23 protein-coding genes are annotated in these 25,594 nt (G+C 62.8%); 11 read left to right on the top strand and 12 right to left on the bottom strand.

The window, feature by feature from the left end; translation table 11 throughout:
• Positions 1–8: 8 nt before the first annotated feature.
• The 3 genes from ACNJX8_RS40680 to ACNJX8_RS40670 are packed head-to-tail and all read right to left on the bottom strand — an operon-like array spanning position 9 to position 1,544.
• Positions 9–377 carry an HIT family protein gene (locus ACNJX8_RS40680; RefSeq protein WP_439359127.1) on the bottom strand — a complete coding sequence of 123 codons (369 nt, stop codon included), beginning with the start codon at positions 375–377 and terminating at the stop codon, positions 9–11.
• A complete protein-coding gene (locus tag ACNJX8_RS40675) occupies positions 374–1,054 on the bottom strand; it encodes a phosphoribosyltransferase (RefSeq protein ID WP_439359126.1) in 681 nt (226 codons plus the stop codon). Before ACNJX8_RS40675 ends, ACNJX8_RS40680 begins: the two co-directional genes overlap by 4 nt.
• 4 nt (positions 1,055–1,058) lie before the next feature.
• Positions 1,059–1,544 carry a dienelactone hydrolase family protein gene (locus ACNJX8_RS40670; protein ID WP_439359125.1) on the bottom strand — a complete coding sequence of 162 codons (486 nt, stop codon included), beginning with the start codon at positions 1,542–1,544 and terminating at the stop codon, positions 1,059–1,061.
• A gap of 449 nt (positions 1,545–1,993) precedes the next feature.
• Here ACNJX8_RS40670 and ACNJX8_RS40665 point away from each other — a divergent pair, with 449 nt between their 5' ends.
• Entirely contained in the window at positions 1,994–3,124 is a 1,131-nt protein-coding gene (locus tag ACNJX8_RS40665) for a hypothetical protein (protein WP_439359124.1), read from the top strand.
• On the opposite strand, the gene ACNJX8_RS40660 is transcribed toward ACNJX8_RS40665, so the two are convergent.
• From ACNJX8_RS40660 to ACNJX8_RS40645, 4 genes are all read right to left on the bottom strand, one after another.
• On the bottom strand, positions 3,036–4,028 hold the full coding sequence (locus ACNJX8_RS40660; protein WP_439359123.1) for a ribose-phosphate diphosphokinase: 993 nt from the start codon (positions 4,026–4,028) through the stop codon (positions 3,036–3,038). The genes ACNJX8_RS40665 and ACNJX8_RS40660 overlap by 89 nt on opposite strands.
• 183 nt (positions 4,029–4,211) lie before the next feature.
• Entirely contained in the window at positions 4,212–5,720 is a 1,509-nt protein-coding gene (locus ACNJX8_RS40655; protein ID WP_439359122.1) for an outer membrane protein assembly factor BamB family protein, read from the bottom strand.
• Between the two features lie 90 nt (positions 5,721–5,810).
• Positions 5,811–6,137, bottom strand: coding sequence for an antibiotic biosynthesis monooxygenase family protein (locus tag ACNJX8_RS40650; protein ID WP_128930284.1), 327 nt, complete (start codon positions 6,135–6,137; stop codon positions 5,811–5,813).
• A gap of 20 nt (positions 6,138–6,157) precedes the next feature.
• Positions 6,158–7,348, bottom strand: coding sequence for an NADH-quinone oxidoreductase subunit D (locus ACNJX8_RS40645; RefSeq protein WP_091893905.1), 1,191 nt, complete (start codon positions 7,346–7,348; stop codon positions 6,158–6,160).
• A gap of 214 nt (positions 7,349–7,562) precedes the next feature.
• Here ACNJX8_RS40645 and ACNJX8_RS40640 point away from each other — a divergent pair, with 214 nt between their 5' ends.
• On the top strand, positions 7,563–8,348 hold the full coding sequence (locus tag ACNJX8_RS40640; RefSeq protein WP_128940377.1) for a hypothetical protein: 786 nt from the start codon (positions 7,563–7,565) through the stop codon (positions 8,346–8,348).
• A 49-nt stretch (positions 8,349–8,397) separates the two neighbouring features.
• A complete protein-coding gene (locus ACNJX8_RS40635) occupies positions 8,398–11,343 on the top strand; it encodes a transketolase (protein ID WP_439359121.1) in 2,946 nt (981 codons plus the stop codon).
• Positions 11,344–11,602: 259 nt separating this feature from the next.
• Here the strand turns inward: ACNJX8_RS40635 and ACNJX8_RS40630 are convergent, their stop codons facing one another.
• The 3 genes from ACNJX8_RS40630 to ACNJX8_RS40620 all read right to left on the bottom strand — a co-directional run bounded on the left by ACNJX8_RS40630 (position 11,603) and on the right by ACNJX8_RS40620 (position 13,843).
• Entirely contained in the window at positions 11,603–12,043 is a 441-nt protein-coding gene (locus ACNJX8_RS40630) for a CBS domain-containing protein (protein ID WP_128930281.1), read from the bottom strand.
• A 142-nt stretch (positions 12,044–12,185) separates the two neighbouring features.
• Positions 12,186–12,644 (bottom strand): VOC family protein, encoded by a 459-nt coding sequence (locus ACNJX8_RS40625; protein ID WP_439359120.1) that lies wholly within the window; start codon positions 12,642–12,644, stop codon positions 12,186–12,188.
• 245 nt (positions 12,645–12,889) lie between these two features.
• Positions 12,890–13,843 carry a LysR family transcriptional regulator gene (locus ACNJX8_RS40620; protein ID WP_128940374.1) on the bottom strand — a complete coding sequence of 318 codons (954 nt, stop codon included), beginning with the start codon at positions 13,841–13,843 and terminating at the stop codon, positions 12,890–12,892.
• Positions 13,844–13,941: 98 nt separating this feature from the next.
• Between ACNJX8_RS40620 and ACNJX8_RS40615 the strand changes: the two genes are divergently transcribed.
• From ACNJX8_RS40615 to recQ, 6 genes are all read left to right on the top strand, one after another.
• Positions 13,942–15,123 carry an MFS transporter gene (locus ACNJX8_RS40615; protein WP_439359119.1) on the top strand — a complete coding sequence of 394 codons (1,182 nt, stop codon included), beginning with the start codon at positions 13,942–13,944 and terminating at the stop codon, positions 15,121–15,123.
• A gap of 119 nt (positions 15,124–15,242) precedes the next feature.
• Positions 15,243–16,808 (top strand): amidase family protein, encoded by a 1,566-nt coding sequence (locus tag ACNJX8_RS40610; RefSeq protein ID WP_439359118.1) that lies wholly within the window; start codon positions 15,243–15,245, stop codon positions 16,806–16,808.
• Positions 16,809–17,077: 269 nt separating this feature from the next.
• Complete coding sequence (locus ACNJX8_RS40605) at positions 17,078–18,379, top strand: O-acetylhomoserine aminocarboxypropyltransferase/cysteine synthase family protein (protein ID WP_439359117.1); 1,302 nt, start codon at positions 17,078–17,080, stop codon at positions 18,377–18,379.
• A gap of 13 nt (positions 18,380–18,392) precedes the next feature.
• Positions 18,393–19,394, top strand: coding sequence for a homoserine O-succinyltransferase MetA (gene metA / locus ACNJX8_RS40600; protein ID WP_439359116.1), 1,002 nt, complete (start codon positions 18,393–18,395; stop codon positions 19,392–19,394).
• A 104-nt stretch (positions 19,395–19,498) separates the two neighbouring features.
• Positions 19,499–20,242, top strand: a complete 744-nt coding sequence (locus ACNJX8_RS40595; protein WP_128930274.1) for a polysaccharide deacetylase family protein — start codon at positions 19,499–19,501, stop codon at positions 20,240–20,242.
• Positions 20,243–20,482: 240 nt separating this feature from the next.
• On the top strand, positions 20,483–22,348 hold the full coding sequence (recQ, locus tag ACNJX8_RS40590) for a DNA helicase RecQ (RefSeq protein WP_439359115.1): 1,866 nt from the start codon (positions 20,483–20,485) through the stop codon (positions 22,346–22,348).
• A gap of 199 nt (positions 22,349–22,547) precedes the next feature.
• Here recQ and ACNJX8_RS40585 read toward each other — a convergent pair whose 3' ends face one another.
• Positions 22,548–23,564 carry a 1-aminocyclopropane-1-carboxylate deaminase gene (locus tag ACNJX8_RS40585; RefSeq protein ID WP_439359114.1) on the bottom strand — a complete coding sequence of 339 codons (1,017 nt, stop codon included), beginning with the start codon at positions 23,562–23,564 and terminating at the stop codon, positions 22,548–22,550.
• A gap of 157 nt (positions 23,565–23,721) precedes the next feature.
• On the opposite strand from ACNJX8_RS40585, the gene ACNJX8_RS40580 reads away from it, so the two are divergent.
• Positions 23,722–24,186, top strand: a complete 465-nt coding sequence (locus ACNJX8_RS40580; RefSeq protein WP_439359113.1) for an Lrp/AsnC family transcriptional regulator — start codon at positions 23,722–23,724, stop codon at positions 24,184–24,186.
• Between the two features lie 25 nt (positions 24,187–24,211).
• Here ACNJX8_RS40580 and ACNJX8_RS40575 read toward each other — a convergent pair whose 3' ends face one another.
• The gene (locus tag ACNJX8_RS40575; RefSeq protein ID WP_439359112.1) at positions 24,212–24,787 is read right to left on the bottom strand and encodes a hypothetical protein; all 576 of its coding nucleotides are present in this window, start codon (positions 24,785–24,787) and stop codon (positions 24,212–24,214) included.
• A 154-nt stretch (positions 24,788–24,941) separates the two neighbouring features.
• On the opposite strand from ACNJX8_RS40575, the gene ACNJX8_RS40570 reads away from it, so the two are divergent.
• Positions 24,942–25,502, top strand: coding sequence for a carboxymuconolactone decarboxylase family protein (locus tag ACNJX8_RS40570; RefSeq protein WP_439359111.1), 561 nt, complete (start codon positions 24,942–24,944; stop codon positions 25,500–25,502).
• The last annotated feature ends 92 nt before the right edge of the window (positions 25,503–25,594 follow it).

Here is a 25,594-nt window from a genome sequence, read left to right as displayed (position 1 = left end):
ACTCCGGATCATTGCGGCTCAAGTGCGTCGCGAATTGCCTTCGCATTCCGCTCAAAATCTCTCGGGTCGCCTTTCGCCCTGCCTGGAGCGGGATACAGCCAAATGTGCGCATGCGGCACCTCTTCGCCCATGATGCGGGAATGTATTTCCTCGCAGAACGCCTTCTGCATTGCGCGCGCAATCGTCCGCACGACTTCGAAATACGCGCCAACGTTCGGTACGTCCCAGACCCAGCGCTGGTGTTTCTTTGGGATGATGAGAGTGTGCCCGGGGGATTGCGGGCGAATGTCGAGAAAGGCGAGATGTTCCTCGTCTTCATACACTTTCGCTGACGTAATCTCGCCGCTGACGATTTTGCAGAAAGGACAGTCGCTCATGGCTTGGCTCTTTCCCGCGACTGGCGCAGATCGGACGAAATCGGAAAGCGTCGTAACATGTCGAGCACCTCGCCGTCGGAGACCTGCCCGAAATCCCGATAGTAGTAGCCGATGGCGGCGAACGCGGTATGTTCCTCAAGACATACGAAATCATCACATTCTGCGCGCATTTGCGGGACAATCTCGGTCGGTGCAACGGGAACCGCGAGGACGAGCCGGCTTGGATTTCGTTTTCGCGTCGCCTGCAAGGCGGCCCGCGTGGTGGCGCCGGTCGCAATGCCATCGTCGATAACGATTGCCGTCCGACCGGAAATCTCAAGACGTTGACGATCTCCCAAATAGCGCTGACGCCGCCTCTCTATCTCGGCAATCTCCTTGCGGCACTCGGCTTGGAAATCGGCTTCGCTGACGCCTCCGAGCCGAATGACATCATCATTGCGCACCACGATCGGTGCGCCACCATCTACGACGGCACCCATTGCCAACTCGTTTTGGAACGGGACGCCGACCTTGCGAACGATGATGAGATCGAGCGGCGCATGCAGCGCGGCTGCGACCTCAGCTGCCACGGGCACGCCACCCCGAGGGAGCGCCAGAATGGCTGGGTGCTGGTTCCCGTACGTGGCGAGGGACGCCGCCAACTTTCGACCCGCTTCTATTCTATCTCTGAACGGCATGTCGCTATCCTGCCTTCGAACCTGCTCCTGGAGCCATAGGAGTGAGGTAACGGGCGAACCATCGTGCTGCGTGGTCTGTCACTTGTTCGAGGGCTCCCGGTTCCGAAAAGAGATGACTGGCTCCCGGAACGATCTCGATTGCCTTGGGTTCTCGAAGCCGCGCAAATGCATCTTGATTGAGTTCGATCACCCCGAAGTCATTGCCGCCGATCACGAAGAGGGTTGGAGCATTGACTTGATCGATTGCATCGCCGGCGAGATCGGGACGGCCGCCGCGTGAGACGATAGCGCCGATTCGGCTGCGGAGCCGGGCTGCTGCCATGAGCGCTGCTGCTGCTCCCGTGCTCGAGCCAAGCAGACCCACCGCAAACCGAGCCATGGTCCGGTCCTGATCCAGCCAGCGCACCGCATCAAGCAAACGGTCGGCCAGCAACTCAATGTTGAATACATTCGCGCGGTTCGCTTCTTCATCGAAGGTCAAGAGGTCCAACAGCAGGGTCGCTAGCGCATGATCATTGAGAGCGGCGGCAACCGCCGTATTGCGCGGGCTGAAGCGACTCGATCCGCTTCCATGGGCAAAGACGACTACGGCACGGCTGCCTTCGGGAATGTGTAATATACCGGCAAGCCCCCTAGGTGGAATGGAAACGTCCCGGACCTCACTGCTCCGTCCCGGTCGAGCACGAGCAACCATTTTCGCTCTCACTTCTTATTTCCTTTGCTACCAACGGGCGCTGCCAGCTTTGGTTTCGCAGCTCCGGAAGGCCTTCGCGTCGGCTTCGACAAGCCGCCCGGCGACGGGGCGGGAACCGCTCCTGTGGTATCGCTCGCCCAGATTGGGCGGCCCAGATTGGGATGAAGGCCTCTAAGGTGCAGGCGATCCATGTAACTCGGCAAGCGGGGGCTGCGCCGTTCCTGCAGCGTTGATGGACGCCAGCAATGGAAGCGCGAGAGCAGATCGAGAGCGAAATCCGCGAGCTGCGGCTGCGTGACAAAGTACACTTTCTGAGCCGGCGAAATGTGTATCCGGAAGGCGCAGCCACCATCACCACTCGCGAGACCCATATGTCATGGGTCTTTCTCGTCGGGGATAAAGTCTACAAGCTGAAGAAGCCGGTCCGCTTTCCATATCTTGACTTTTCCAGCGTGGCCAAACGTGAGGCTGCATGCCGGGCTGAGCTGCGCCTCAATCGCCGCCTCGCCCAGGACGTATATCTCGACGTCCTGCCGCTGGTCTGGTCTCCCAAGGGGCTTGCCATCGGTGGCCCAGGGGAGGCGGTAGATTGGCTCGTCATGATGCGTCGCCTCGACGAGCGGAATATGCTGGACAACGGCATTGTTGATGGGGATGTCAAAACTTGGGAGCTTGATCGGCTGGCCGCTGTCCTTGCCCAATTCTATCGGCGTGCACAGCCTACCTTCATTTCGTCGGCCGTCCGACTAGCCGAATGGTACCGAAGCCTCGACTATAATCGGCGCGTGCTTCTTGACAGGCGGCTCGCGATGCCGGCAGGGCTGATACAGTGGATCGACCAGATGCAGCGCCGTTTCCTCGATCGCCGATCAGACCTCCTCGCCGATCGCATCCGTCGCCGAAAGATCATCGATGGTCACGGCGACCTGCGGCCCGAGCACATCTGGCTTGGCGATCCAGTTCGCATCATTGACTGCATCGAATTCAATCCGCGCCTGCGTGCGGTCGATCCATTTGACGAGATCGCTTTCCTTGACCTTGAATGCGAGCGCCTTGGGGCAGGATGGATCGGCGAGTACATTACACGACGGATACGGCAAGAACTCAAGGACAGTCCGGGCGACGAGCTAATGACGTTCTATCGGTGTCATCGTGCAACATTGCGCGCCCGTCTTGCGATCGCCCATCTCCTCGAGCCCGAGCCGCGCAGTCCCGAGAAGTGGCCGCGGGTCGCGCGCCAATATCTTCGCCTGGCGGCATCGGACGCAATCAAGCTGGTTGGATTGCTCAGAAGACCAGGAGGTCGGCGAGATCGCGGTTCTCGTGCAGCCGGCGTATCGTCTCGGCGAGTAGTGGGGCGACAGGGAGGACTTTGACCTTGGCGCGCGCAGCAGCATCGTCAATTCGAACGGGCACAGCATCGGTCACGACAAACTGCTCAATGTCAGGATTCGCAACGACCTCGGCGGATCCAGGCATGAATAGCCCATGTGTCACGAAAGCCAATACGCGACGGGCGCCGGCGCGCCGGGCCGCCTGCGCGGCACGCAGCAGCGTGGTTCCGGTACTGATCAGATCGTCTATGATGAGCACTGTCGCATCGGCTGCATCGCCGACGAAGAGATCGCCCGAAACCACGCCGGCGCTGCGGTGCTTGTCGACGTACCCCTTGCCGATCGGACGATGCAGCGTGGCTTCCAACGCTTCTCGCAAGAGTTGTGCGCGCTTCACGCCACCGGGATCCGGAGACACCACGCTGAAGCTTTCATCCATTAATTGCGCGGCAAACTTAACGAATAGCGTTGTCGACGTCAGGGCGACGGTCCGGCAGCGGAAGGCATTTTCGAACGCAACCGGATTGTGCACCTCGAGGGCGACGACGGCGTCGGTACCAACAGCCTCAAAGAGGCTGCCAATGTAGCGCGTCGTTACCGGGTCGTTGAGCTTGGTGCGGCGATCCTTTCGCGCATAGCAAAGATACGGCACCACCGCGGTGACGCGAGCGGCGCCGCAGTCTTTGAGAGCGCCGATGAAGAAGAGCAATCGGCAGAGCTTATCGTTTACGCTCTGGTTTGGCCCGTTATGCAGGGTTTGTATCACGTATGCGTCTGTGCCACGGACCGAATCGAGGGGGCGCGCCTTGTGCTCGCCATCCTCGAACTCACGCTCCTCGTGTGCAGCAAGCGACCAACCCAACGCCTGAGCCGTGGCTTTGCCAAGATCGGCCGTCGCGTTCAGCGCGAACAGCCGCATCTCGGAGTGACAGGCCAATTCCGCCATCTATAGCTCCGTTCGCGAGATGACCGGCCCCGAGCGGGATGGGATCACTTCCGCGTTGGCAGGGCTGCAAGCGCGAGACCCCAGCTTCAAGGGGATCTCACCATTGAACAAATGAGGCCAATGCTGAGTTCCCGGTATGGGAGAGGTGCCATCCGGTCTCGTGAAGCTGCATATGCGTGCCTTTCAAAAATGAAAGGCGTAAATGCGCCCGTCGGCGCCCACATAGAGGCGGTCCTGCGTCGCGATCAGCGTCTGGAAGCGTCGGAGGCCGCTCAAGGCCTCGCTTACAAAAATCGGTTCGCCGGTATCGCCGCGGAACGCGTGCAGCCGATTGTCGCCTTCGGCGCCAACAATCCAAACAATCGGGTTGGAATGGCCGTCCGTGGTGGTCGCAACGGGGGAGCCGCGGCCGCGGAGCGCACCGCACCAGGCAGTGGCCATCGCCGGCGGGGAGCCTGCTGCGATCTTCAAGACCGTCAAATCGCGACCTCGGCCGGGCTGCGGGCAATGCGCTCCGGATGCCTGGAAGGCAACAAAGACATCATCGTCGACGCGATAGGCGGCCGGCGAGGTGACGATCGACGACTGGGCTACTGTTTCGACAGCCAGCTGGCCACCAACGCCGCCGAGACTATTTCGATCGAGAAGATAAGCCTTGCCATCCTTCCCCAGCGCCAGGATCAGAGCGCGGTCCCCGCCCGCTCCGGATATGTTGAAAGTAAGCGGATTGCTGCCCCCGAGATCCGCATCGGCGGCATCGAGTGTTTTCCAATCCGATGGCGCAAAATAGTCCCTCTTGTCGTCTCTGCGGCGCAGGTCGGGTCCAAAGTGAAACACGGCTTCACCGTCGCTCCAGGTCGGCGCGCCGAGCGTATTCCCAGTCGCAAAGTAGATGTCCTGCTCCGAGACGCTCAGACCGCCCGGCGCCCAGATCCCGCCCCCTCGCCCACGCGTTTCGAAGCTGACATGCTTGCCGGGCTCGCGCAGGGAAAGTCCGACCACCCAGCCGTGATAGTTCCCGCAATCACCAAAATGGCCACTGAAGGCGACATAGACAGTGTCGTCGAGAAGCGTGAGCGCCGCGCGCTGGTTGTGGACGCTCGGGTCGAAATGTCGTCCTGCCTTTTGCAGAAGGTCGGCCACATCGATCGGCCAGCCGGGGAGAACGCTGCCATCCTTTGTCGAAAGCGCGAACACTTCATGGCGCGGGCCGTTTCCTCGCTCCACGGCAGCATCGAAATAGATGGCTTGGGTTGCAGGGTCGATCACCGGCGTCCCGGTAATACCAAGCGGATCGATATTTCCGCACGGCAGCGACGAACGGCGCACTGGACGCCCGACCACGCGCCTCCACAATTCCTTACCGGTCGTCGCGTCGAGGGCCTGGACAACGTCGTCCTCGGTGGCCACGAATAGCATCCCGGCGTTCGCTCCAGGAGGACGCCAGTACAGCGGCTGAGCGTACATCGAGCCCGCGACACGGGCGTTGAACGTGCGATCCAGCTGAACCGATCTGGCTTTATCCCAGGATAGCGCGGGAACGACGTACTGGCCGCTTCGGCTGTTGTCGCCATGATAGGTCAGAACGGAGCCGTCTTGAGCAAGGGCGGATAGCGGCGATAGCGCAAGTGCAAATAGTCCCACCCTCCAGGCAGGACGGGCTGTCCTCGAAAAAGCGCGTCGGATGTTCATGTGCGCCTAACAGCCCCGTGCTGCTCCGGTTCCATCATCGTGGGCACATGAGCTGAGGCGTTTCGCTCTCGCGCTCATCGAGCGCCGGTTTCACTCGCTCTTCGCGAGGACGTCGGCGACCTCGTACAAATGAGGATCGATATCGTCGGTGAGACTTCCGAATTGACTCCAGGCTTTGCGAAATTCAGGTGACTGGTGCGCCGCCCGTAGGAGATCACGGCTTTCCCATTGAATGTAATTCACGATACGACGCCCATCGAGGCTGCGATGCAGGCTGACGGAAATGAACCCCGGCTGACGCTGCATGAAGCGAGCTCGCTCCCTCATGAGCGATAGGGCCTCGGCCTGCTTCTCCGGTTCGGCTTCGATGATCGTAATTTGCGTGACCGGCTGCTGGCCGATCTGGATCTGTGGCATGGCGATCTCCTTTCACGGTATTATCGATCGATCTCCCCAAACACGATGTCCAGCGACCCGATGATCGCCGAGACGTCGGCGAGCAAGTGGCCGCGGCAGAGTAGGTCCATCGCCTGCAGATGCGCGAACGATGGAGCGCGGATCTTGCACCTGTAGGGTTGGTTGGTCCCATCGGAAACCAGATACACGCCGAACTCGCCCTTGGGGGCTTCCACTGCCGCATAGATCTCCCCGGCAGGCACGTGAAAGCCTTCTGTGTAAAGCTTGAAATGATGGATCAGGGCTTCCATCGAGCGCTTCATCTCGCCGCGGCGCGGAGGAAAGATCTTGTTGTCCTGCACTGCGACCGGACCTTGCCCGTCAGGAGCGCGGAGTTTGGCGATGCACTGTCGCATGATGCGCACCGACTGGCGCATTTCTTCCATGCGGACCAGATAGCGGTCATAACAGTCACCGTTCTTGCCGATCGGAATGTCGAAATCCATCTCCGGATAGCATTCATAGGGCTGCGCCTTGCGAAGGTCCCAGGCGGCGCCCGAGCCACGCACCATGACGCCCGAAAATCCCCACTCCCAGGCTTGCTTCAATGTCACCCTGCCGATATCGACGTTGCGCTGCTTGAAGATACGAAGTCCCGTCAGCAGCCGATCCAGATCGTCCACCACGCGCAGGAACGGATCGCAAAAGGCTTCGATGTCATCGATCAGCTTCGGTGGCAGGTCTTGATGCACGCCTCCGACACGGAAGTAATTTGCGTGCATGCGCGCACCGGACGCGCGTTCGTAGAATACCATCAGCTTCTCACGCTCTTCGAACCCCCACAGCGGTGGGGTGAGCGCCCCGACGTCCATCGCCTGGGTTGTGATGTTGAGCAGATGCGAGAGCAGGCGTCCGATTTCACAGAACAGCACGCGAATCAACTGGCCGCGGCGCGGCACCTCCAGGCCAAGCAGCCGCTCCGCTGCGAGGCAGAACGCATGCTCCTGGTTCATCGGTGCGACATAGTCGAGCCGGTCGAAATACCCGATCGATTGCTGATAGGTCTTGTTTTCGATCAGTTTTTCGGTTCCGCGATGGAGCAGGCCGATGTGAGGATCGACGCGACGGACCACCTCGCCATCAAGCTCCAGCACCAGGCGCAGCACGCCGTGGGCCGCAGGATGCTGCGGCCCAAAATTGATGGTGAAATTGCGGAGGCCTTCTTCCTCCATGGCGAACTCACGGCTGCGGCTGCGGGTCCGCGCCCGGCGTAGCAGCAACGCGGCCCAAGCCTTGGTCGTTCCTAAAGCCCCCGCAGCCTCCTCCAGCCCCGTTGCCAGGAACTACACGGCCGCACCGCGTCCCGGCCCGAACCTAGGAACACGTGCGTTTGCATTCCGTTGAGCAGGGTGCAGGGCAGAAGAGTTGAGCACGATTGGCTGCGACATGGTTTCTGTGCGACGGAGGCGCGGCGACCCGGAGGCGGAGGTCTCGGAGGAGATCGTCGAAAAAGGCGACATCTATTTTGCCTACCGACCCCGGATCGAGGAAGATAAGGCCGAAGACCTCGGCGACATCCAGCGCTTTTACATGGTGATGAAGCCGGAACGACAGGCCCGGCTTCGTGTGGCGGTGCTTGGGCGCAAGCGGCTGCCCGAGGCGCGCGATCATGAACGCATCTGGGGGTTCATCGAAGCGATCAAGTCCGGCCCGGCCGTCGAGGACGAATTCCGTGAGCATCATTATGCGACCAGGACGCGCGGTGAACGCACGCTGCCGCCGGTCCGGCCCGCCGGCGAAGGCGTCTATGCGCTAATCAAGCGCGGTCGCAATCTCCACTTGAGCTATGAACTCGAACTGCCACGGCGGCCCGGCGAAGTCCAGGAGGAGCTGAATATCGAGCGCCAGGCGGCGTACATTCTGTCTATCAAGAACCCCGAGGCCGGGTCTCCGCCCGGCGCAGGACTGTCAGAGCGGGAAGAGGCGCATTACCCCAAACCGGTCGAGCGGCAATTCCGCGGCCGGCGCTTCGCATCCGAAGACCCGCATCTGCTCGACTATGAAGGCGCCGAGTTCATCCTGATCGGCGCGCGCGTCGATCCCGAGCGCGCCTATGGGGTCGATATCGAGACCGAACACGAGACGGCCCGCAATGCCGACATTTTCCGCCAGCTCAAGATGTCGCCGCGCGAGCATCCCATCGGTCCGCTGATCAAGGGCGAATGGCAATAAAGGCAGTGCGTGGTCGGCTTTCCAGGTGCTTGAACCAAGGAGACCGCATATGAACCGGACGATCGAACTGTTGGCGCAAGGCCAGAGCTGCTGGATGGATGATCTCACCCGGCGAATGATCGATAGCGGCGATCTGGCACGGCGGGTTGGCGAGGAAGGCTTGCGTGGTATCACGTCGAATCCGGCCATCTTCGAGAAGGCGGTCGCGGAAGGCGCGGATTACGACGACGACATCGTTCGCGCAGCCGTGGCGGGCCGATCCCCAGCCGGCATCTATGAAGAACTCATTACCAGCGACGTACGGAACGCCTGTGATATCCTGCGCCCGGTGTACGAGGAGACCGCGGGTGTCGACGGTTTTGTGAGCCTCGAAGTATCGCCCCACCTCGCGCACGACACAGAGGCCTCGATCGAGGAGGCGCGGAGGCTGTGGACACTGGTCGACCGGCCCAACCTGTTCATCAAGATTCCCGGCACTCCGGCAGGGGTTCCGGCCATCGAGCAGCTGCTGTTCGAAGGCATCAACGTCAACATCACGCTGCTGTTCTCGATCGCCCGCTACGAGGCGGTGGCCGAGGCCTACCTGCGAGCGCTTGAACGGCGGCTGGACGCAGGCCAGCCGATCGAACGCATCGCTTCGGTCGCAAGTTTTTTCCTCAGTCGCATCGATGTGCTCGTCGATCGACTGTTGCGGCAGCGCATCGTGCCCGACCGCCTGCCTCCCGATCCTGATCCACGCAGCCTTCTGGGCAAGGTCGCGACCGCGAACGCCAAGCTCGCCTATCAGGCATTTAGCCATATCCGGTCGAGTAACCGCTGGATGGCGCTCGCCGAGAAAGGCGCGCGCGTACAGCGGATGCTATGGGCAAGCACCAGCACCAAGAACCCGGACTATCCGGATCTCATGTATGTCGAACCGTTGATCGGTCCAATGACCATCAACACGATGACGCGCAAGACCATCGCAGGGTTCCGCGACCACGGCACTGTGCAGGCCACGGTCACGCACGATGTGCAGCGCGCGCGGCGCGTCATGGAAGATCTGGGTCGGCTTGGGGTGTCGTTCGATCTGGTCACGGCCCAGCTCGAGAACGACGCGGTCCAGAAGTTCATCGATCCGTTCGACTCGCTGCTCAAGCTGTTCGCCGCCAAGGGTGAGCGCGCTGTGGCGTTCCGTGATGCGGCCGATCTGCGCGCAGAGGCCCGCCGGCTGCGGCGACTGGTGATCCGCATGACGACGGAAGCGGGCTCGGGTCATCCCACCTCTTGCATGTCGTGCGCCGATATCGTGGCAGCGCTGTTCTTCCGCGAGATGCGCTGGGATCCGCTCGATGCGGCCGCGCGCAATGTCGATACGTTCGTTCTGTCGAAGGGCCATGCGGCGCCAATCCTGTGGGCGGCCTTGCACGAAGCCGGCGCCATCAGCGAGGATCCGCTGTCACTGCGGCGGATCGATAGCACGTTGGAAGGCCATCCGACGCCGCTCAATCCATGGGTCAGGGTCGCGACCGGATCGCTCGGACAGGGGCTTGCGGCGGCCAACGGGCTCGCAGCGGCGAACCGCCTGGACCGCATCGATGCCCGCGTGTTCTGCCTGCTTGGCGACGGCGAATGCTCGGAAGGCTCAGTGTGGGAGGCCGCGCAGTTTGCTTCGCTCAATGGCCTTGCGAACGTGACGGCGATCGTTGACATCAACGGTCTCGGCCAGAGCGAGGCGGCGCCCTATCACCACGATACCGCGGTGTTCGCGCGTCGGTTCGCGAGCTTCGGCTGGCGCACCATCGAGATCGACGGTCACGATATGACAGCGATCCTTGCGGCATTTCGGACCGCGCATGACGGTGGCCCGACCGCCATCCTCGCGCGTACCATCAAGGGCAAAGGGGTCTCGTTCCTGGAAGGAGCGGACGGATGGCACGGCAAACCGCTCGACCGCAAGCAGATGTCACAGGCACTCGACGAACTGGGCGATGAGACGCAGGCGCCGCCCGTCGTCGAGCCACGTCGGGTCGGCCAGATGGCGCGCCCGCAGCGTGTGGCCGCGACACACTCCCCTCCTGCCTATCGGCTGGGTGATAAGGTCGCCACCCGCGAGGCGTTCGGGCACGCGCTGGAGAAGCTCGCTGGCGAGGAGCCAGCGCTGGTAGCGCTTGACGGCGACGTGAAGAACTCCACCGGAACAGAGCCGTTCGCGGCCCGATACCCGGAACGGTTCTTCGAGAGTTTCATCGCCGAGCAGAACATGGTCGGCGTCGCCCTCGGACTCGCAGCGGCGGGCAAGATCCCATGTGCAGCGACGTTCGCCTGCTTCCTCACGCGCGCTTATGATTTTATCCGCATGGCGCAGTATTCGCGGCCCGCCCATCTCGTCCTGTGCGGCAGCCATTGCGGCGTGTCGATTGGCGAGGACGGCCCGTCACAGATGGGCCTTGAGGATCTCGCCATGTTCCGCGCCCTGATCGAAAGTACGGTTTTGTATCCGGCAGATGCGGTGAGCGCCGAGCAGCTGACCGCGATGGCGACGCGTACCAATGGCATCGTCTACATCCGGACGACACGGCCCAAGACGCCGGTGATCTACTCCAATGCGGAGGAGTTTCCGATCGGCGGCAGCAAGGTGCTGCGCTCGTCGCTGCAAGATCGGCTTACTGTCGTTGCGGCTGGTATTACGGTGCATGAGGCGTTGGCCGCTTCCGACATGCTCGATGCACGTGGGATTTCGATCCGCGTGATTGATGCCTACTCGGTGAAGCCTATCGATATCGTCACGCTATCGGCAGCCGCTCGTGACACCGAGGGGCTGATTGTCGTCGAGGACCACGCGATCGATGGCGGGCTGGGCGATGCCGTGTCGACCGCGGTTGGCTCGACGGCGCCGGTGCATCGGCTGGGGATTGCACGACTGCCGCGCTCCGGCACGAAAGACGAATTGCTCGACAGGTACGGCATTTCGCGCCGCTCGATTGAAGAGAAGGTCCTGCAGTTGGCTGCCTGAAACAAAAATAAACCCCGCCATCCAATGATTGGAATGACGGGGCTCGAGCTTTCACTTTTTCAAGGATTCCACCTTTCAAAAGTTACTTGCTCTGACTGGATAACTGCCACACGGCGCAGTCGTTCCCGGAAATTTTCGTCCGCGGCCTGTGTTAATGCAGCTCAGTTCCCCGGCATCCAAATAAGAAGTTCCCGGAGCACCGTGCTGAACCTGCCCCTTGAATCAGAGGAACACGCCCCGCTACAGGTCGGTGTTGGACTCAGGCGGTGGCAGAACTCTGGTTGTGCTGCTGGCTCGGCCGCGCGATTCCATGCAGCGCCTTGGCAGTTCCTGCCGACTGGCGCACCAAATCGCTAAGCGACACGATCCCGACCAGGCGCTTGTTCCGGTCTACCACGGGCAATCGTCGTACCTGGATCTCACTCATGTTCGTGCAGACGTGAGATATGTCCTCGTCTTCGAAGCAGTATTTCACCTCTTGGGTCATCGCGTCACGGACCTTGCTGTTCGGTCCTTTGCCGTCCGCGATGCAGCGCACCGCAATGTCGCGGTCTGTGATCATGCCCACGAGGCGGTCACCTTCGCCCACGGGCAATACGCCACAATCGCACTCTTTCATCAGCTTTGCTGCATTCTGTATCGTGTCGTTAGGATTTACGACTTTCGCGTCGCGCGTCATCACCTCGCTGATCTTCTTCATGGTCAACTCCTATGCCGATCTGCCCCAACAGATTTCGGGGGCTTCTTCGATTGATATGTCAACACAACGGAGGCGACCATCACGCGTTCCAAAGACGACACTGGTTCTGATCCGTGCAGAGATAAGAGCGTCACGGCCTGTTTCAGCCTGGCCCCACCGCCATGCCCTTCTCGGCGAGTTCCTTCTTCGCATGCTCGTTCTTGCCGAGGTGTGTCAGGCGCATCCCGCGCAGCACGTTCGGAGCCTTGGTGAACTGGACGTTGTCATAACCAACGATCTCGATGCGGTTGCCCCACGGATCGCGAAAATCGAGGAAGGGTCCATCGATCACGGCGACACCTGCGGCATCCAGTGCCTTGCGCGCAGCTTCCTTGTCGTCGACCACGAGCCCGAAATGGCGGCCGTCGTCCGCTGCTTGCCGGCGGCCTTTCTGCAGCGCGATGAACTGGTCGCCCAGATCGATGAAGGCCATGGTGTCGGTCTTGCCACGTAGCTCGAAGCTGAACAGACGGCCGTAGAATGCCAGTGCTTCTTCGATCTCTCCGACCTCCAAAGCTATGTGGTTGAAGCCAATGGCGCGCGGCCTTGCGAACTCAGTCATTGGATTCTCCTCTTTTGCCTACCTATCGATCAGGTGGGTAGACTCAGCCCAGGCCGCAATCGGGTATGAGTCCCCGCGCCACGGCGGACCTCGAGCGATCAGAAAGCGAATCCATGTCACTGCGCGTTGCTCCTCATTACGTTGCCTTGGGAACAGCGCTGACACGGCTGCATTTTGTCAGGGAAGAGATAGGTTCCTTGCGATGGCGGCGCCCGGTTGACTGACATTCTGTTAGCCATCGGGCCTCATCCCACCAATTTCCACCTTCCATCCCCCGCGCGCTTCAGGGCCGGGTCGCTCACCCGCACATGCTCGGCGAGGAAATCGATGAACGCGCGGACGCGTGCGGGGAGCGGCGCGGTGTGGCCGACATAGACGGCGTGGATGTCTTCGCGGTCGCCGGGATTGTAGCTTTGCAGCACCGGCACGAGGCGGCCCGTTTCAATGTCGGGGCCGATGTGGAAGAGGGCGAGGCGCGCGAGCCCGACGCCGCCGAGCGCAAGGCGGCGCGCGGCTTCGCCGTCGCTGGCGCGCGCGACGGGCGGCGGCACCGCTTCCTCGGTGTGGTCGCCGCGCTTGAATGGCCAGCCGCGGATACTGCGCGGAAAGGTCCAGCCGATGCCACGGTGATCGGCGAGATCCGCCGGCGTCTTCGGCGTGCCGCAGCGTGCGAGATAGTCCGGCGCGCCGACCACGACCATGCGGCTGGTGCCGAGTTTCCGTGCGACGAGGCGCGACGCACGCAATGGACCGACACGGATCGCGACATCGGCGCGTTCCTGCATCAGGTCGATCAGCGTGTCCGTGAGCACGAGATCGAGCGTGACTTCGGGATGCGCTTCCAGGAAGCGCGGGATTAGCGGCATCACATGCAGCATGCCGAACGGAATGTTGCTGTTCACCGTGAGGCGGCCGCGCGGGGCCGCACCGGAGGCCGCCTCGCGTTCGGCTTCCTCCATCTCTGCGAGGATCCGCACGGCCCGCTGGTAGAACGCCTGGCCTTCTTCGGTCAGGGTCAGCTTGCGCGTGGTGCGGTTGACCAGGCGCGAGCCGAGCCGTGCCTCGAGCCGCGAGATCAACTTGCTCACGCCCGACGGCGTCAGGCGCAGCTTTCGTGCGGCCTGCGTGAAGCCGCCTAAGTCGACGACGCGGACGAAAACCTCCATCTCGGCGGAGCGGTTGGTGTCGAAGCGGGCCATGTTGAATTCACGTCACAAATGATTGGATTGCGGACATTCTAATGGTTTTGCTGCGGTGCGGCTATCTGCGTGGCTCGTCTCATCCATCGGAGCCACGCATGCCTCCCGCCGTCCTTGCGCTCACCGCTGGTGCCTTCGGCATCGGCACCACCGAATTCATCATCATGGGCCTCTTGCTCCAGGTCGCCGCCGAGATGCATGTCTCGGTGCCGGTCGCGGGCCTGCTCATCTCCGGCTATGCGCTCGGCGTGTTCGTCGGCGCGCCGGTGCTGACGCTCGCCACACGGCGCATGCCGCGGAAGTCCGTGCTGCTGGCGCTGATGGCGACCTTCACGCTGGGCAATGCCGCCTGCGCACTGGCGCCGAACTACGAGCTGCTGATGGCCGCCCGCGTGCTGACATCGCTCGCCCACGGGACCTTCTTCGGCGTCGGGTCGGTGGTGGCGACGAGCCTCGTCGCCGAGGACAAGCGGGCCTCGGCGATTGCCACCATGTTCATCGGCCTCACGGTCGCGACACTGCTGGGTGTGCCCTTCGGCGCCTGGTTCGGCCTGATGCTCGGCTGGCGCGCGGCGTTCTGGGCCGTGACGGTCATCGGCGTGATCGCCTTTGCTGTGGTCGCCGCGCTCGTGCCCGGCCATGTCGGCAACGGCGACAAGCCGGTCTCGCTTGCCGAGGAAGTCTCGGTGCTCGGCCGCCCGCAGGTGCTGCTCGGCCTTGCCATGACCGTGTTCGGCTTTGCCGGCCTGTTCGTCGTCTTCACCTATATCCAGCCGATCCTGACGCGTTTCACCGGCTTTTCGGAGGCCGCAGTCTCGCCGATCCTGCTGGTGTTCGGCGTCGGGCTCGCGATCGGCAACGTCGCCGGCGGCAAGCTCGCCGACCGTGGCCTCGCCGGCGCGCTGATCGGAACGCTCGCCGCGCTCGCCATGGTGCTTCTTGGCCTTGCCGCCGTGCTGTCGGTCAAGATCCCGGCGGTCGTGCTGATCCTGCTGCTGGGCATCGCCGCTTTTGCGACCGTCGCCCCGCTCCAGCTTCGCGTGCTGGAAGCGGCAGGCCCCAATGGCCGCACGCTCGCCTCCAGCCTCAACATCGCCGCGTTCAATCTTGGCAACGCCCTCGGTGCCTGGGCCGGCGGTGTCACCATCGATCGCGGGCTCGGCCTTTCGGCGCTCCCTCTAGTCGCAGCCGGCATCACCGCTGTCGGTCTCGTGCTGGCGCTGTGGAGCCTCCGGCTGGACCGCGCGCAAGCCGCCGTTGCGGCTTGTCCGGCGGAATAGCGCAGCGGCGCGTTCGCGGACAATTCGCCGCGCCGCGCCATCGCGCCATGCAGAAAACGCACCTGTACACGTCCTTTCGCCATCCGTAACGTCTGCGACGCAATTTCAGGAGATGCGACGTGGCGAGGACGACGACCAAGAAGAAAGCGGCTTCGAGGAAACCGGCTAAGACCTCGAACAAGAAAGGCGCAAGCCGCAAGGGCATCGTTGCGAAGAAGGCGAAGGCAAAGAAAGCCACGCGGCTCGAGCCGGCCTCATCGCGCCGTCCCAAGGGGCCGGCCTGGCAATGGTCGGCGGTCGAGACCGCGGCTGCCATCCGCTCCGGTGCAATCTCCGCTGTCGAGACGGTCGAAGCGCATCTCGAACGGATGCACGCCATCAATCCGAGGCTGAACGCCGTCGTCGTCGATCTCTCGGAAGAGGCGTTGAAGGCTGCGCATGCGGCCGACAGGCAGCGCGCCAAGGGCGGCGAGCTCGGCCTCCTGCATGGCGTGCCTGTAACCATCAAGGAGAATGTCGACTACGAAGGCCGACCAAATTTCAACGGCGTTCCTGCCAACGAGGACCTCATCGCGCCGTCGGATTCCCCCGTGGTGCGCAACTTGAAAAAGGCCGGCGCAATCGTCATCGGGCTCACCAATACGCCGGAATTCTCCTTCCGCGGCTTCACCGACAATCCTCTGCACGGGCTGACGCTGAACCCATGGGATCCGAACATCACCTGCGGCGGCTCCTCCGGCGGCGCAGGCTCGGCGGTCGCCGCCGGCATTGGCACCATCGCCCATGGCAACGATATCGGCGGCTCCTTGCGCTGGCCAGCGCATTGCAATGGCATTGCCACCATCAAGCCGACGCAGGGACGCATCCCCGCTTTTAACGGAAGCGCCACCGCCGAGCGGCCGATGCTGGCCCATCTGATGTCGGCGCAGGGGCCGCTCGCCCGTCACGTTGCCGACGTTCGCCTCGCACTGGAGGTGATGAGCCAACGCGATCCCCGCGATCCCTGGTGGGTGCCGGCGCCGCTGGCCGGACCAAGGCCGAAGGGGCCGATCAAGGTCGCGCTGGCAAAGATCCCCGATGACATGGACGTCGATCCGCAGGTCACCGCGGCGCTGCGCCAGGCCGCGGATCATCTCGAGCGTTCCGGCTATCGCGTCAGCGAGGTCGAGGTGCCCGACATCAACGGCGTCTGGCAGACCTGGTGCGACATCATCACCAACGAGACCGTGGTGATGCAGGAAGCCAGCATGCTGAAGGTCACCTCCGAGGATTTTCACAAGGCCTGGGGCGGCATGAAGACCAAGGCCAACGTGCTCGATCTCAAAGCCTGGATGCAGGCGACGGCCGCGCGCAATGGCCACATCCGCGCCTGGCAATTGTTCTTCGAGGAGTATCCGGTCGTGCTGGCGCCGACCACGGTGAAGCCGACGCCGGGCCCGCGCGAGGACACGGTCAGTCCCGAGCGCGTGCGCGAGATCTTCTGGGGCGAGATCCGCTTCATTTCCGCGATCAACGTGCTGGGCCTGCCCGGCGCGGTGGTGCCGGTGGCCCTCCACGACGGCAAGCCGATCGGCGTCCAGCTCATTGCCGGACGCTATCGCGAGGATCTTGCGCTCGATGCTGCGGCCGCGATCGAGAAGCGCGCCGGCGTGCTCGCCCACAGGCTGTGGGAGCAGATGGCTTAGGTGTAGCCTGGCTATTACCGCGTTGACCTGCCTTCTCCCCCAAAGGGGGAGAAGGCAAAAGTAACGCCGCTGTCGCAGCAAACCTCGTCAATTCGTTAATCCAGTTTAACCCGAATTCTGGCCACCTCGGCAACGAGCGTTAGGGTTACTTCCTCGATCTCTAGGCGAATTATTGTCCGCTTTACCACTCGCCTCTAACAGGAGGACGGCGGACAACGCACATGCCGTGAGGCCAATAAGTGCGGCCCGCCCCACGCGGAGGTGGCACGATGCGCAACGAGACGATCGCTATTCACGCCGGCTACGAACCGGAAGCCACCACGCACGCCGTCGCCGTGCCGATCTACCAGACCGCGGCCTACGCCTTCGACAGCGCCGATCATGGCGCGGCGCTCTTTAATCTGGAGGCCGAGGGCTTTCGTTACAGCCGCATCGCCAATCCGACCAGCGCGGTGCTGGAGAAGCGCATCGCGCAGCTCGAAGGCGGCGTCGGCGCGCTCGCGGTTGCGACCGGCCAGGCGGCGCTGCACTTCGCCTTTGTCAATGTCGCCGATCACGGCGGCAACATCGTTTCCGTGCCGCAGCTCTACGGCACCACGCACACGCTGCTCTCGCACATCCTGCCGCGGCAGGGCATCACCGGCCGCTTCGCCGAGAGCGACAAGCTAGATGCGATCGAGAAGCTGATCGACGAGAATACCCGCGCCGTGTTCGCCGAGACCATCGGCAATCCCGCCGGCAATGTCTGCGACATCGAGGCGCTGGCGAAAATCGCGCACGCGCATGGCGTGCCGCTGATCGTCGACAACACCGTGGCCACCCCGATCCTGCTCAAGCCGTTCGACTACGGCGCCGATATCGCCTTGCACTCGCTGACCAAGTTTTTGGGCGGCCACGGCACTACGCTCGGCGGCGCGATCGTCGATTCCGGCAACTTCCCGTGGGCGAATTACGCCGACCGCTTCCCGGCTTACAACAAGCCGGACGCGTCCTATCATGGCCTCGTTTATGCCGAGCGCTTTGGTAGGACCGCTTATATCGAGCGCGCGCGCAGCGTCTATCAGCGCACAATGGGCTCGGTGCTCTCGCCGTTCAACGCCTTCCTGCTGCTCCAGGGCATCGAGACCGTGGCGCTGCGCATGGAGCGCCACGTCGAGAACGCCCGCAAGGTCGCCGAATTCCTCCGCGGTGACCCGCGCGTCGCCTGGGTCAATTACACGGGCTTCCCGGACAGCCCCTATTATCCGCTGGTGCAGAAATATCTGAACGGTAACGCCTCCTCGCTGTTCACCTTCGGCATCAAGGGCGGCATGGAAGCCGGCAAGACCTTCTACGATGCGCTGAAGCTGATCACGCGCCTCGTCAATATCGGCGATGCCAAGTCGCTCGCCTGTCATCCGGCCTCGACCACGCACCGGCAGATGTCGGCGGAGCAGCAGCGTGTCGCTGGTGTTTTGCCGGAGACGATCCGCCTGTCGATCGGCATCGAGCATTCCGCCGACATCATCGAGGACATCGACCAGGCGCTGGAAAAGGCCTGTCCGTCGTCGCGTCTCCAGGCCGCGGAGTAGGCGGGCGGCGTCGATGACGATCTTGATCGACAGGGATCAACTCATGTCGAGCCCGGCACTGGTGCCGGCCGGGGGTGATCTCGCGCTTGATCGGAGCGGTGCCGAGCTGACCATCGGGCTGATCAACAACATGCCGGACCCGGCGCTGAAGGCGACCGAGCGACAGTTCATGAGGCTGCTTCAGGCCGCCGCGGGCCCGCGCCGCATCCGCTTTCACTGCTTCTCGCTTCCCAGCGTGAAACGCTCACCGGAAGCCAAGTGGCATGTCGAGAGTGAATATTCCGACCTTGCGGATCTCAAGCGCCAGAGATTCGACGGGCTGATCGTGACCGGCGCCGAGCCGGTCGCGCCCGAGCTCGACCAGGAGCCGTACTGGCGCGACCTGACCGACCTCGTCGACTGGGCCAAGGTCAACACGCGCTCGACGATCTGGTCGTGCCTCGCCGCGCATGCGGCGGTGCTGCATCTCGACCGTATCGAACGACGGCGACTGCCGGCCAAATGTCACGGCATCTTCGACTGCGAAGCTGTGACGCATGATGCCCTGACGCGCGGTGCGCCTACGCCGCTCAAGGTCTCGCATTCGCGCCTGAACGAGATCGCCGAGGGCGACCTCGTTCAGGCCGGATACCAGGTGCTGACACGTTCGGAGAAGGCCGGCGTCGATGTCTTCGTCCGCCAATACGCCAGCCGTTTCGTGTTCTTCCAGGGCCACCCGGAATACGATGCCTTATCGCTCCAGCGCGAATATCTGCGCGACATCGGCCGCTATCTCGCGCGTGAGCGCGAGACTTATCCGAACCCGCCCGTGAGTTATTTTGATGCAGCGACGGAAGAGAAGCTGGCCCGCTTCGAGAAGCAGGCGCGGCACCAGCGCCATCCGGCGCTCACCAACGAATTGCCTGCGCTGAATTTGCGCGCCGATATCGCCGCCGGCAGCGCCGCGGCAGCATTGTTCCGGAACTGGCTGCAATATCTCGGCGCGGATGCCGACGCGCCGGTCTCGGCGCGCTAGCCAAAGGATGTTGGTTTCGCGTTAGGATTACTTGAGCGTTAGGCTTGCCTCAACCAGCGCACGAATGTTTCAGTAGAGAAATACGAAATCGCAGGAAACGCAGTGTGTGGTCGGAACTCCAGGGACGCGTGAGCAATCGGCTGGCCCGGCATTTCCGCGCCGCGCCGCACCGTTTGCCTGCGCGCGCGCCGATGGTGAGCTTCACCTTCGACGATGCCCCCGATAGCGCCGCAGGCGAGGGTGCCGAACTCCTGGAACAGCATGACGGCCGCGGCACGTTCTACCTCTCCGGCAGCTTGATCGATCAGCCGTCGGACCATTGGCATGGGCTGTCGAATGACGCGATCGTGCGGCTTCACCGGACCGGTCACGAGATTGCCTGCCACACCTTCTCGCACCAGTGCGCGGTCGATCTTGACGCGGCCGCCATGGCCCGCGAGATCGAGCGAAACCGCAACTATTTCCGCAGCATCGATTCCTCGATCGTGCTGCAGAACTTCGCCTATCCGTATGGCCTCGCCTCGGTCTGGCGCAAGCCGCAGCTCACAAGGGCCTACCGTTCTGCGCGCGGCATCCTTCCCGGCGTTAACAGCGACGTCATCGACCTCCAGTTCCTGCGCGCGTCGCCTTTGATCGATTGCGAGATCGATCTGGCTGGCATCGATCGCTATTTCGATGAGGCGGTCGAAAGCGGTGGGTGGCTGATCTTCTACGGCCACGACGTCGCCAACGCGCCGAGCCCCTTTGGCTGCACGCCGCAATTGATGCGCCATGCGCTGAAGGCGGCCCGGAAACGCAACATGCCGATCGTGACGGTCGCGGAAGCGTTGCGACGGATCGGGGTGTAGCGGCTCTCTTCCTTCTCCCGTTGCGGGAGAAGGTGGCGCGAAGCGCCGGATGAGGGGTTGTCTCGGCATAGTAGTCTCTATCGAGTTCGCGGATAGAACCCCTCACCCGCCGAGCTTCGCTCGGCACCCTCTCCCGCAGGGGAGGGAAGACTGCCTTTGCCCCGCAAACGGCCTTGCCACGCCCGCGTCAGCATGCGACTGGCCTTGTGACGAATCCACGGCCTTGTTCCAGACACGCCCATGTCCTCCCCTTCCACCGCTCCACTGCCAGCGCCGGCCAACGGCCGCGATGCGTTGTCGGTGCTGCATTCGGTGTTCGGACTGCCGGGGTTCCGCGGCGCGCAGGGCGAGATCATCCGGCACGTGACGGATGGCGGCAATTGTCTGGTGCTGATGCCGACGGGCGGCGGCAAGTCGCTCTGCTATCAGCTCCCCTCACTGCTGCGCGAGGGCTGCGGCATCGTGGTCTCGCCGCTGATCGCGCTGATGCGCGACCAGGTCGCCGGCCTGATCGAAGCCGGCGTCAACGCGGCCGCGCTGAACTCGTCGCTGACCCCGCAGGAGGCCTCGGAGGTGGAGCGGCGCCTGATCGCGGGCGATCTCGACCTGCTCTATGTTGCGCCGGAACGGCTGGTGACGCCGCGCTGCCTGTCGATGCTGGCGCAGGCGAAGGTGGCGCTGTTCGCGATCGACGAAGCCCATTGCGTCTCGCAATGGGGCCACGATTTCCGGCCCGAATATGTCGGTCTCTCCATCATCGCCGAGCGCTTTCCCGACGTCCCCCGCATCGCGCTGACCGCGACCGCCGACGAGCTGACGCGCAAGGAGATCGTGGCGCGGCTTCAGCTAACAGGCGCCCCGCAATTCGTCTCCAGCTTCGACCGGCCCAACATCCGATACGAGATCGTCGACAAGCGCAATGCGGTCTCGCAGCTGAAGGAATTCATCCGCGAGCGTCACATGGGCGATGCCGGCGTGGTCTATTGCCTGTCCCGCAACCGCGTCGAGGAGGTCGCCGCCGCCCTTCAAGACGCCGGCATTGCCGCGCTGCCCTATCATGCCGGTCTCGACAGCAGCGTGCGCTCCCGAAACCAGGACCGCTTCCTCAACGAAGACGGCATCGTCATCGTTGCGACCATCGCGTTCGGCATGGGCATCGACAAGCCCGACGTGCGCTTCGTCGCCCATCTCGATCTGCCCAAGAGCATCGAGGCCTATTATCAGGAGACGGGACGCGCCGGCCGCGACGGCAAGCCGTCGGCCGCCTGGATGGCCTATGGCCTCTCGGACATCGTGCAGCAGCGTCGCATGATCGACGAATCCAACGCCTCCGACGATTTCAAGCGGGTCTCGATCGGCAAGCTCGACGCGCTGGTCGGTCTTGCCGAGACGCCGCACTGCCGGCGCCGGCGGCTGCTCGCCTATTTCGGCGAGATCGTGATGGGTGAGAGTTGCGGCAATTGCGATAATTGCCTGACGCCGCCGAAGATGCGCGACGGCAAGGTGCTGGCGCAGAAGCTTTTGTCCTGCGTCTACCGCACCGGTCAACGCTTCGGCGCGATGCACCTGATCGACGTGCTGGTCGGGCGCCTGACCGAGAAGGTGACGCAGTTCGGCCACGACAAGCTGTCGGTGTTCGGCATCGGCCGCGAGCTCAACGAAAAGCAGTGGCGCACGGTGCTGCGGCAATTGGTGGCAATGGGGCATTTGCAGAGCGACAGCGAAGCATTCGGCGCGCTGAAGCTGACGGACTCTTCGCGCGGTGTGCTGCGCGGTGAAACGGAGGTGTGGCTGCGCGAGGAAGCGCCCGGCACCCGCATCCGCTCGAGCCGGGCCAAATCGCGCCGCGGCGACCTCGCGCCCGCGGCGAGCGCGCCGCAAGGCGATGTCGATCCCGAATTGCGCGTGCGGCTGCGCTCCTGGCGTTCCGACATCGCCCGCGAGCGTGGCGTGCCCGCCTATGTCGTGCTGCACGATGCCACCATCGACGGCATCGTCCGGGCCTGGCCGACGACGCTGGACGAACTCCGTAACGTGCCGGGTATCGGCGACAAGAAGCTCGAGCATTACGGCGACGAGCTGCTGCAGATCATCAGGACGAGGTAGGGCGCGCGTCCTATCCCCGATCGTCATCCCGGACAAGCGCGTCTAAAGCGCGCGCAGATCCGGGATCCATACCGCGTGATTTGTCGATTGCCTTCGGTAGCAGTACCGAACTTCGAGTGTTCGCCAAACGAGGCGCGGTGGTTATGGGTCCCGGCCTTCGCCGGGACGACAACTGTGTATGAGGGGAGAGCTGAGCGCCTCACCCATTCCGGAACGCATACGCATACCCGTTCAGCGCAGGCGCGCCGCCGAGATGGGCGTAGAGGATCTTCGCGCCCTTCTCGAAATAGCCTTTCTTCGCAAGATCGATCAGGCCCTGCATCGACTTGCCCTCGTAGACGGGGTCGGTGATCATGCCTTCGAGACGTGCGGTAATGCGGATCGCTTCCTTGGTCTCTTCCGACGGCACGCCATAGGCGGGATAGGCGTAGTCCTCGATCAGCACGACGTCATCGGCGACGAGCTCCTTGCCGAGCTCGACGAGCTTGGCCGTGTTCTGCGCGATCTCGAGCACCTGCGCCTTGGTCTGCGCCGGCGTAAAGGACGCGTCGATGCCGATGACCTTTCGCGCACGGCCGTCCGCCGCAAAGCCGACCAGCATGCCGGCATGGGTCGAGCCGGTGACGGTGCAGACGACGATGTAATCGAACTTGAAGCCGAGCTCTTTCTCCTGCTTGCGGACTTCCTCGGCGAAGCCGACATAGCCGAGGCCGCCGAATTTGTGCACGGAGGCGCCGGCGGGAATCGCGTAAGGCTTGCCGCCGGCCGCCTTCACCTCTTCGATCGCCTGCTCCCAGCTCTTGCGGATGCCAATGTCGAAGCCGTCATCGACCAGGCGCACGTCGGCGCCCATGATGCGCGAGAGCATGATGTTGCCGACGCGGTCATAGACCGCGTCCTCGTGCGGCACCCAGGCTTCCTGCACCAGACGGCACTTCATGCCGAGCTTGGCGGCGACCGCCGCGATCATGCGGGTGTGGTTGGATTGCACGCCGCCGATCGACACCAGCGTGTCGGCGTTGGACGCGATCGCGTCCGGAATGATGTATTCGAGCTTGCGCAGCTTGTTGCCGCCATAGGCAAGGCCCGAATTGCAGTCCTCACGCTTGGCATAGATCTCGACATTGCCGCCGAGATGTTTTGACAGCCGCTCCAGCTTCTCGATCGGGGTCGGGCCGAAGGTGAGCGGATAGCGCGGAAATTTGTCGAGCTTCATGGGACATCCCGATTGGCGTTGGTGTTCGCGGCTGCCTAGCATCGCCCGAGGAAAATGTGCTCTCGATATTGCGGCCATATCGCGCCTATCCTTGCGCAATGGGCGGCCAATGCTAATAATTCTTCCAAGATATCGCTGTATCATGGAAGCTTCTTTCATGGCCGCTCGGCTCGATCGCACCGACCTTAAGATCTTGAGATTGCTGCAAAATAACGGACGGCTCAGTAACGCCGAGCTGGCCGAAACCGTCGCGATCAGCCCCGCCACTTGCCATCGCCGTACCCACCGCCTGTTCGAGGACGGTTTCATTGCGACTGTGCGCGCCATGGTTGCGCCGAAGAAGGTGGCGAAGGGCACGCTGGTGATGGTCGGCGTCGTGCTCGACCGCTCCACCCCGGAGAGTTTTGCCACTTTCGAGCAGGCGATCGCAAAACTGAAGTTCGTGCTCGACTGCCATCTCGTCGCTGGCGATTTCGACTATTTCCTCAAGATCCGCGTCGGTGACATGGAGGATTTCAACCGCATCCATGGCGAGCAGCTGATCGCGCTGCCCGGCGTGCGCCAGACCCGCACCTTCTTCGTGATGAAGGAAGTCGTCGACAACGCGCCGCTGGAGTTTTGAGCGGTCAGACCTCGCAATGCGTCGATCAGGGACGGCTCCTGCTCTGGGCTGCGCGCGGCCCACCTAGACGCGTACAGTGGAGCAGATAAGGGCCTTGTTCGCGCCATGCATCGGTCTTGGCGACCTCTTTCCATCCGCATTTCTCGGGATCTCGTTCAAAGTGCTTTGGCTTCGTTTCGATGAAAGGGCCTGTCTCCATTTCGATCTTGTCGATGTGCCAATCGTAGACCAGGGCGGGCGCGCCTGGCTGGTGCGCATGACTTTCGAAGTAAAAGAATGGATCTACTCCGATGAAGATTAGTCCTTCCAACCAGGCGTCCAGGCAGGCATTGTCAGGAGGCTTTCCGTCGCAATACATGAGAATGCCGGCGTCCAGTACCCACCAATCATCTTGTGCGTGCACAACTTGGCCAACAACTTGGTAAGAACGCTCCACGATTTGCTTGAGTGACGGAGCTTTTTGGTCAAATCGACCGCACTTCGGAAGCGGGACTACCGGACAGAATTCGAGCGCGAACGAGGCGCTTGTCGCTTGAGCGAAATCACCGTAGTTGCCATCCTGAATAATCCAACCATCAATTCCGACAACTAGATCGGCCATTCGATGCCTCGTCAATGACAGATACTGGGACATAGCATGGTTGTGCGGACACCTCTACACTACTTGTAAAATTGCACGGTCGTCACAGCAACTTCACTTGCCTCGCACACGCTTGCAGGTGACGGTTGCGTCTTCTCAACGAGGAGACCTCACCGTGCGCGTTCCCATTCTCGATCCGAAAGACCTGAGTGCCGAACAGAAGCCGCTCTATGACGACATGCGAGCCGGCATCAAGGACCACTTCAAGGGTTTTGTGAACATGCGCGAGGACGGCGCGCTGCTCGGCCCCTGGAATCCCTGGATCCGCGAGCCGCGCTTCGGCAAGCCGGTGTGGGAGCTGGTCAAGGCGATCGCGTCGAACCCGCTGCTGCCGGCGCCGGTGCGCGAGGTCGCCATCCTCGTCACCGGCTCGCATTTCCGTTCCGGCTACGAGCTCTACGCCCATGTGCTGGTCGCCGAGCAGCGCGGCCTGTCGGACGAGAAGCTCGCGACCATCGTCGCCGGACAGCGGCCGGTCGATCTCACCAGGCAGGAGGCCGTCGCCTATGACGTGGCGTCCGCGCTGGTCGGCGGCGGCGTTCTGCCGGAATTGACCTGGCGCGCCGCCGTGAAGGAGTTTGGCGAGCACGGCGCGGCCGAACTCTCCTACCTCGTCGGCGTTTACTGCATGGTCTCGGTCACGCTCAACACGTTCGACGTGCCGGTGCCGGACTAGCTTGCCACATTTGCGCTTCTGGACCGGGCGGAAGCGGAGCGCTACCTTGTCGCACGCATTCGCCGCTCATGATTGCAAGCGCAAGAGAAACA

The organism is Bradyrhizobium sp. SPXBL-04, assembly GCF_051853035.1.
GTDB classification, from domain to species: domain Bacteria; phylum Pseudomonadota; class Alphaproteobacteria; order Rhizobiales; family Xanthobacteraceae; genus Bradyrhizobium; species Bradyrhizobium zhanjiangense.
Note: the sequence above shows the minus strand (reverse complement) of the source record. Positions and strands in the feature narration are given on the sequence as shown.

Coding starts and splice junctions, on each gene's coding strand:
- ACNJX8_RS40635 (WP_439359121.1), top strand. CDS start 8,398: ATGAACCGGACGATCGAACTGTTGGCGCAAGGCCAGAGCTGCTGGATG.
- recQ (WP_439359115.1), top strand. CDS start 20,483: ATGTCCTCCCCTTCCACCGCTCCACTGCCAGCGCCGGCCAACGGCCGC.
- ACNJX8_RS40680 (WP_439359127.1), bottom strand. CDS start 377: ATGAGCGACTGTCCTTTCTGCAAAATCGTCAGCGGCGAGATTACGTCA.
- ACNJX8_RS40580 (WP_439359113.1), top strand. CDS start 23,722: ATGGCCGCTCGGCTCGATCGCACCGACCTTAAGATCTTGAGATTGCTG.
- ACNJX8_RS40625 (WP_439359120.1), bottom strand. CDS start 12,644: ATGACTGAGTTCGCAAGGCCGCGCGCCATTGGCTTCAACCACATAGCT.
- ACNJX8_RS40630 (WP_128930281.1), bottom strand. CDS start 12,043: ATGAAGAAGATCAGCGAGGTGATGACGCGCGACGCGAAAGTCGTAAAT.
- metA (WP_439359116.1), top strand. CDS start 18,393: ATGACGATCTTGATCGACAGGGATCAACTCATGTCGAGCCCGGCACTG.
- ACNJX8_RS40665 (WP_439359124.1), top strand. CDS start 1,994: ATGGAAGCGCGAGAGCAGATCGAGAGCGAAATCCGCGAGCTGCGGCTG.
- ACNJX8_RS40645 (WP_091893905.1), bottom strand. CDS start 7,348: ATGGAGGAAGAAGGCCTCCGCAATTTCACCATCAATTTTGGGCCGCAG.
- ACNJX8_RS40585 (WP_439359114.1), bottom strand. CDS start 23,564: ATGAAGCTCGACAAATTTCCGCGCTATCCGCTCACCTTCGGCCCGACC.
- ACNJX8_RS40675 (WP_439359126.1), bottom strand. CDS start 1,054: ATGCCGTTCAGAGATAGAATAGAAGCGGGTCGAAAGTTGGCGGCGTCC.
- ACNJX8_RS40575 (WP_439359112.1), bottom strand. CDS start 24,787: ATGGCCGATCTAGTTGTCGGAATTGATGGTTGGATTATTCAGGATGGC.
- ACNJX8_RS40640 (WP_128940377.1), top strand. CDS start 7,563: ATGGTTTCTGTGCGACGGAGGCGCGGCGACCCGGAGGCGGAGGTCTCG.
- ACNJX8_RS40655 (WP_439359122.1), bottom strand. CDS start 5,720: ATGAACATCCGACGCGCTTTTTCGAGGACAGCCCGTCCTGCCTGGAGG.
- ACNJX8_RS40620 (WP_128940374.1), bottom strand. CDS start 13,843: ATGGCCCGCTTCGACACCAACCGCTCCGCCGAGATGGAGGTTTTCGTC.
- ACNJX8_RS40660 (WP_439359123.1), bottom strand. CDS start 4,028: ATGGCGGAATTGGCCTGTCACTCCGAGATGCGGCTGTTCGCGCTGAAC.
- ACNJX8_RS40605 (WP_439359117.1), top strand. CDS start 17,078: ATGCGCAACGAGACGATCGCTATTCACGCCGGCTACGAACCGGAAGCC.
- ACNJX8_RS40615 (WP_439359119.1), top strand. CDS start 13,942: ATGCCTCCCGCCGTCCTTGCGCTCACCGCTGGTGCCTTCGGCATCGGC.
- ACNJX8_RS40650 (WP_128930284.1), bottom strand. CDS start 6,137: ATGCCACAGATCCAGATCGGCCAGCAGCCGGTCACGCAAATTACGATC.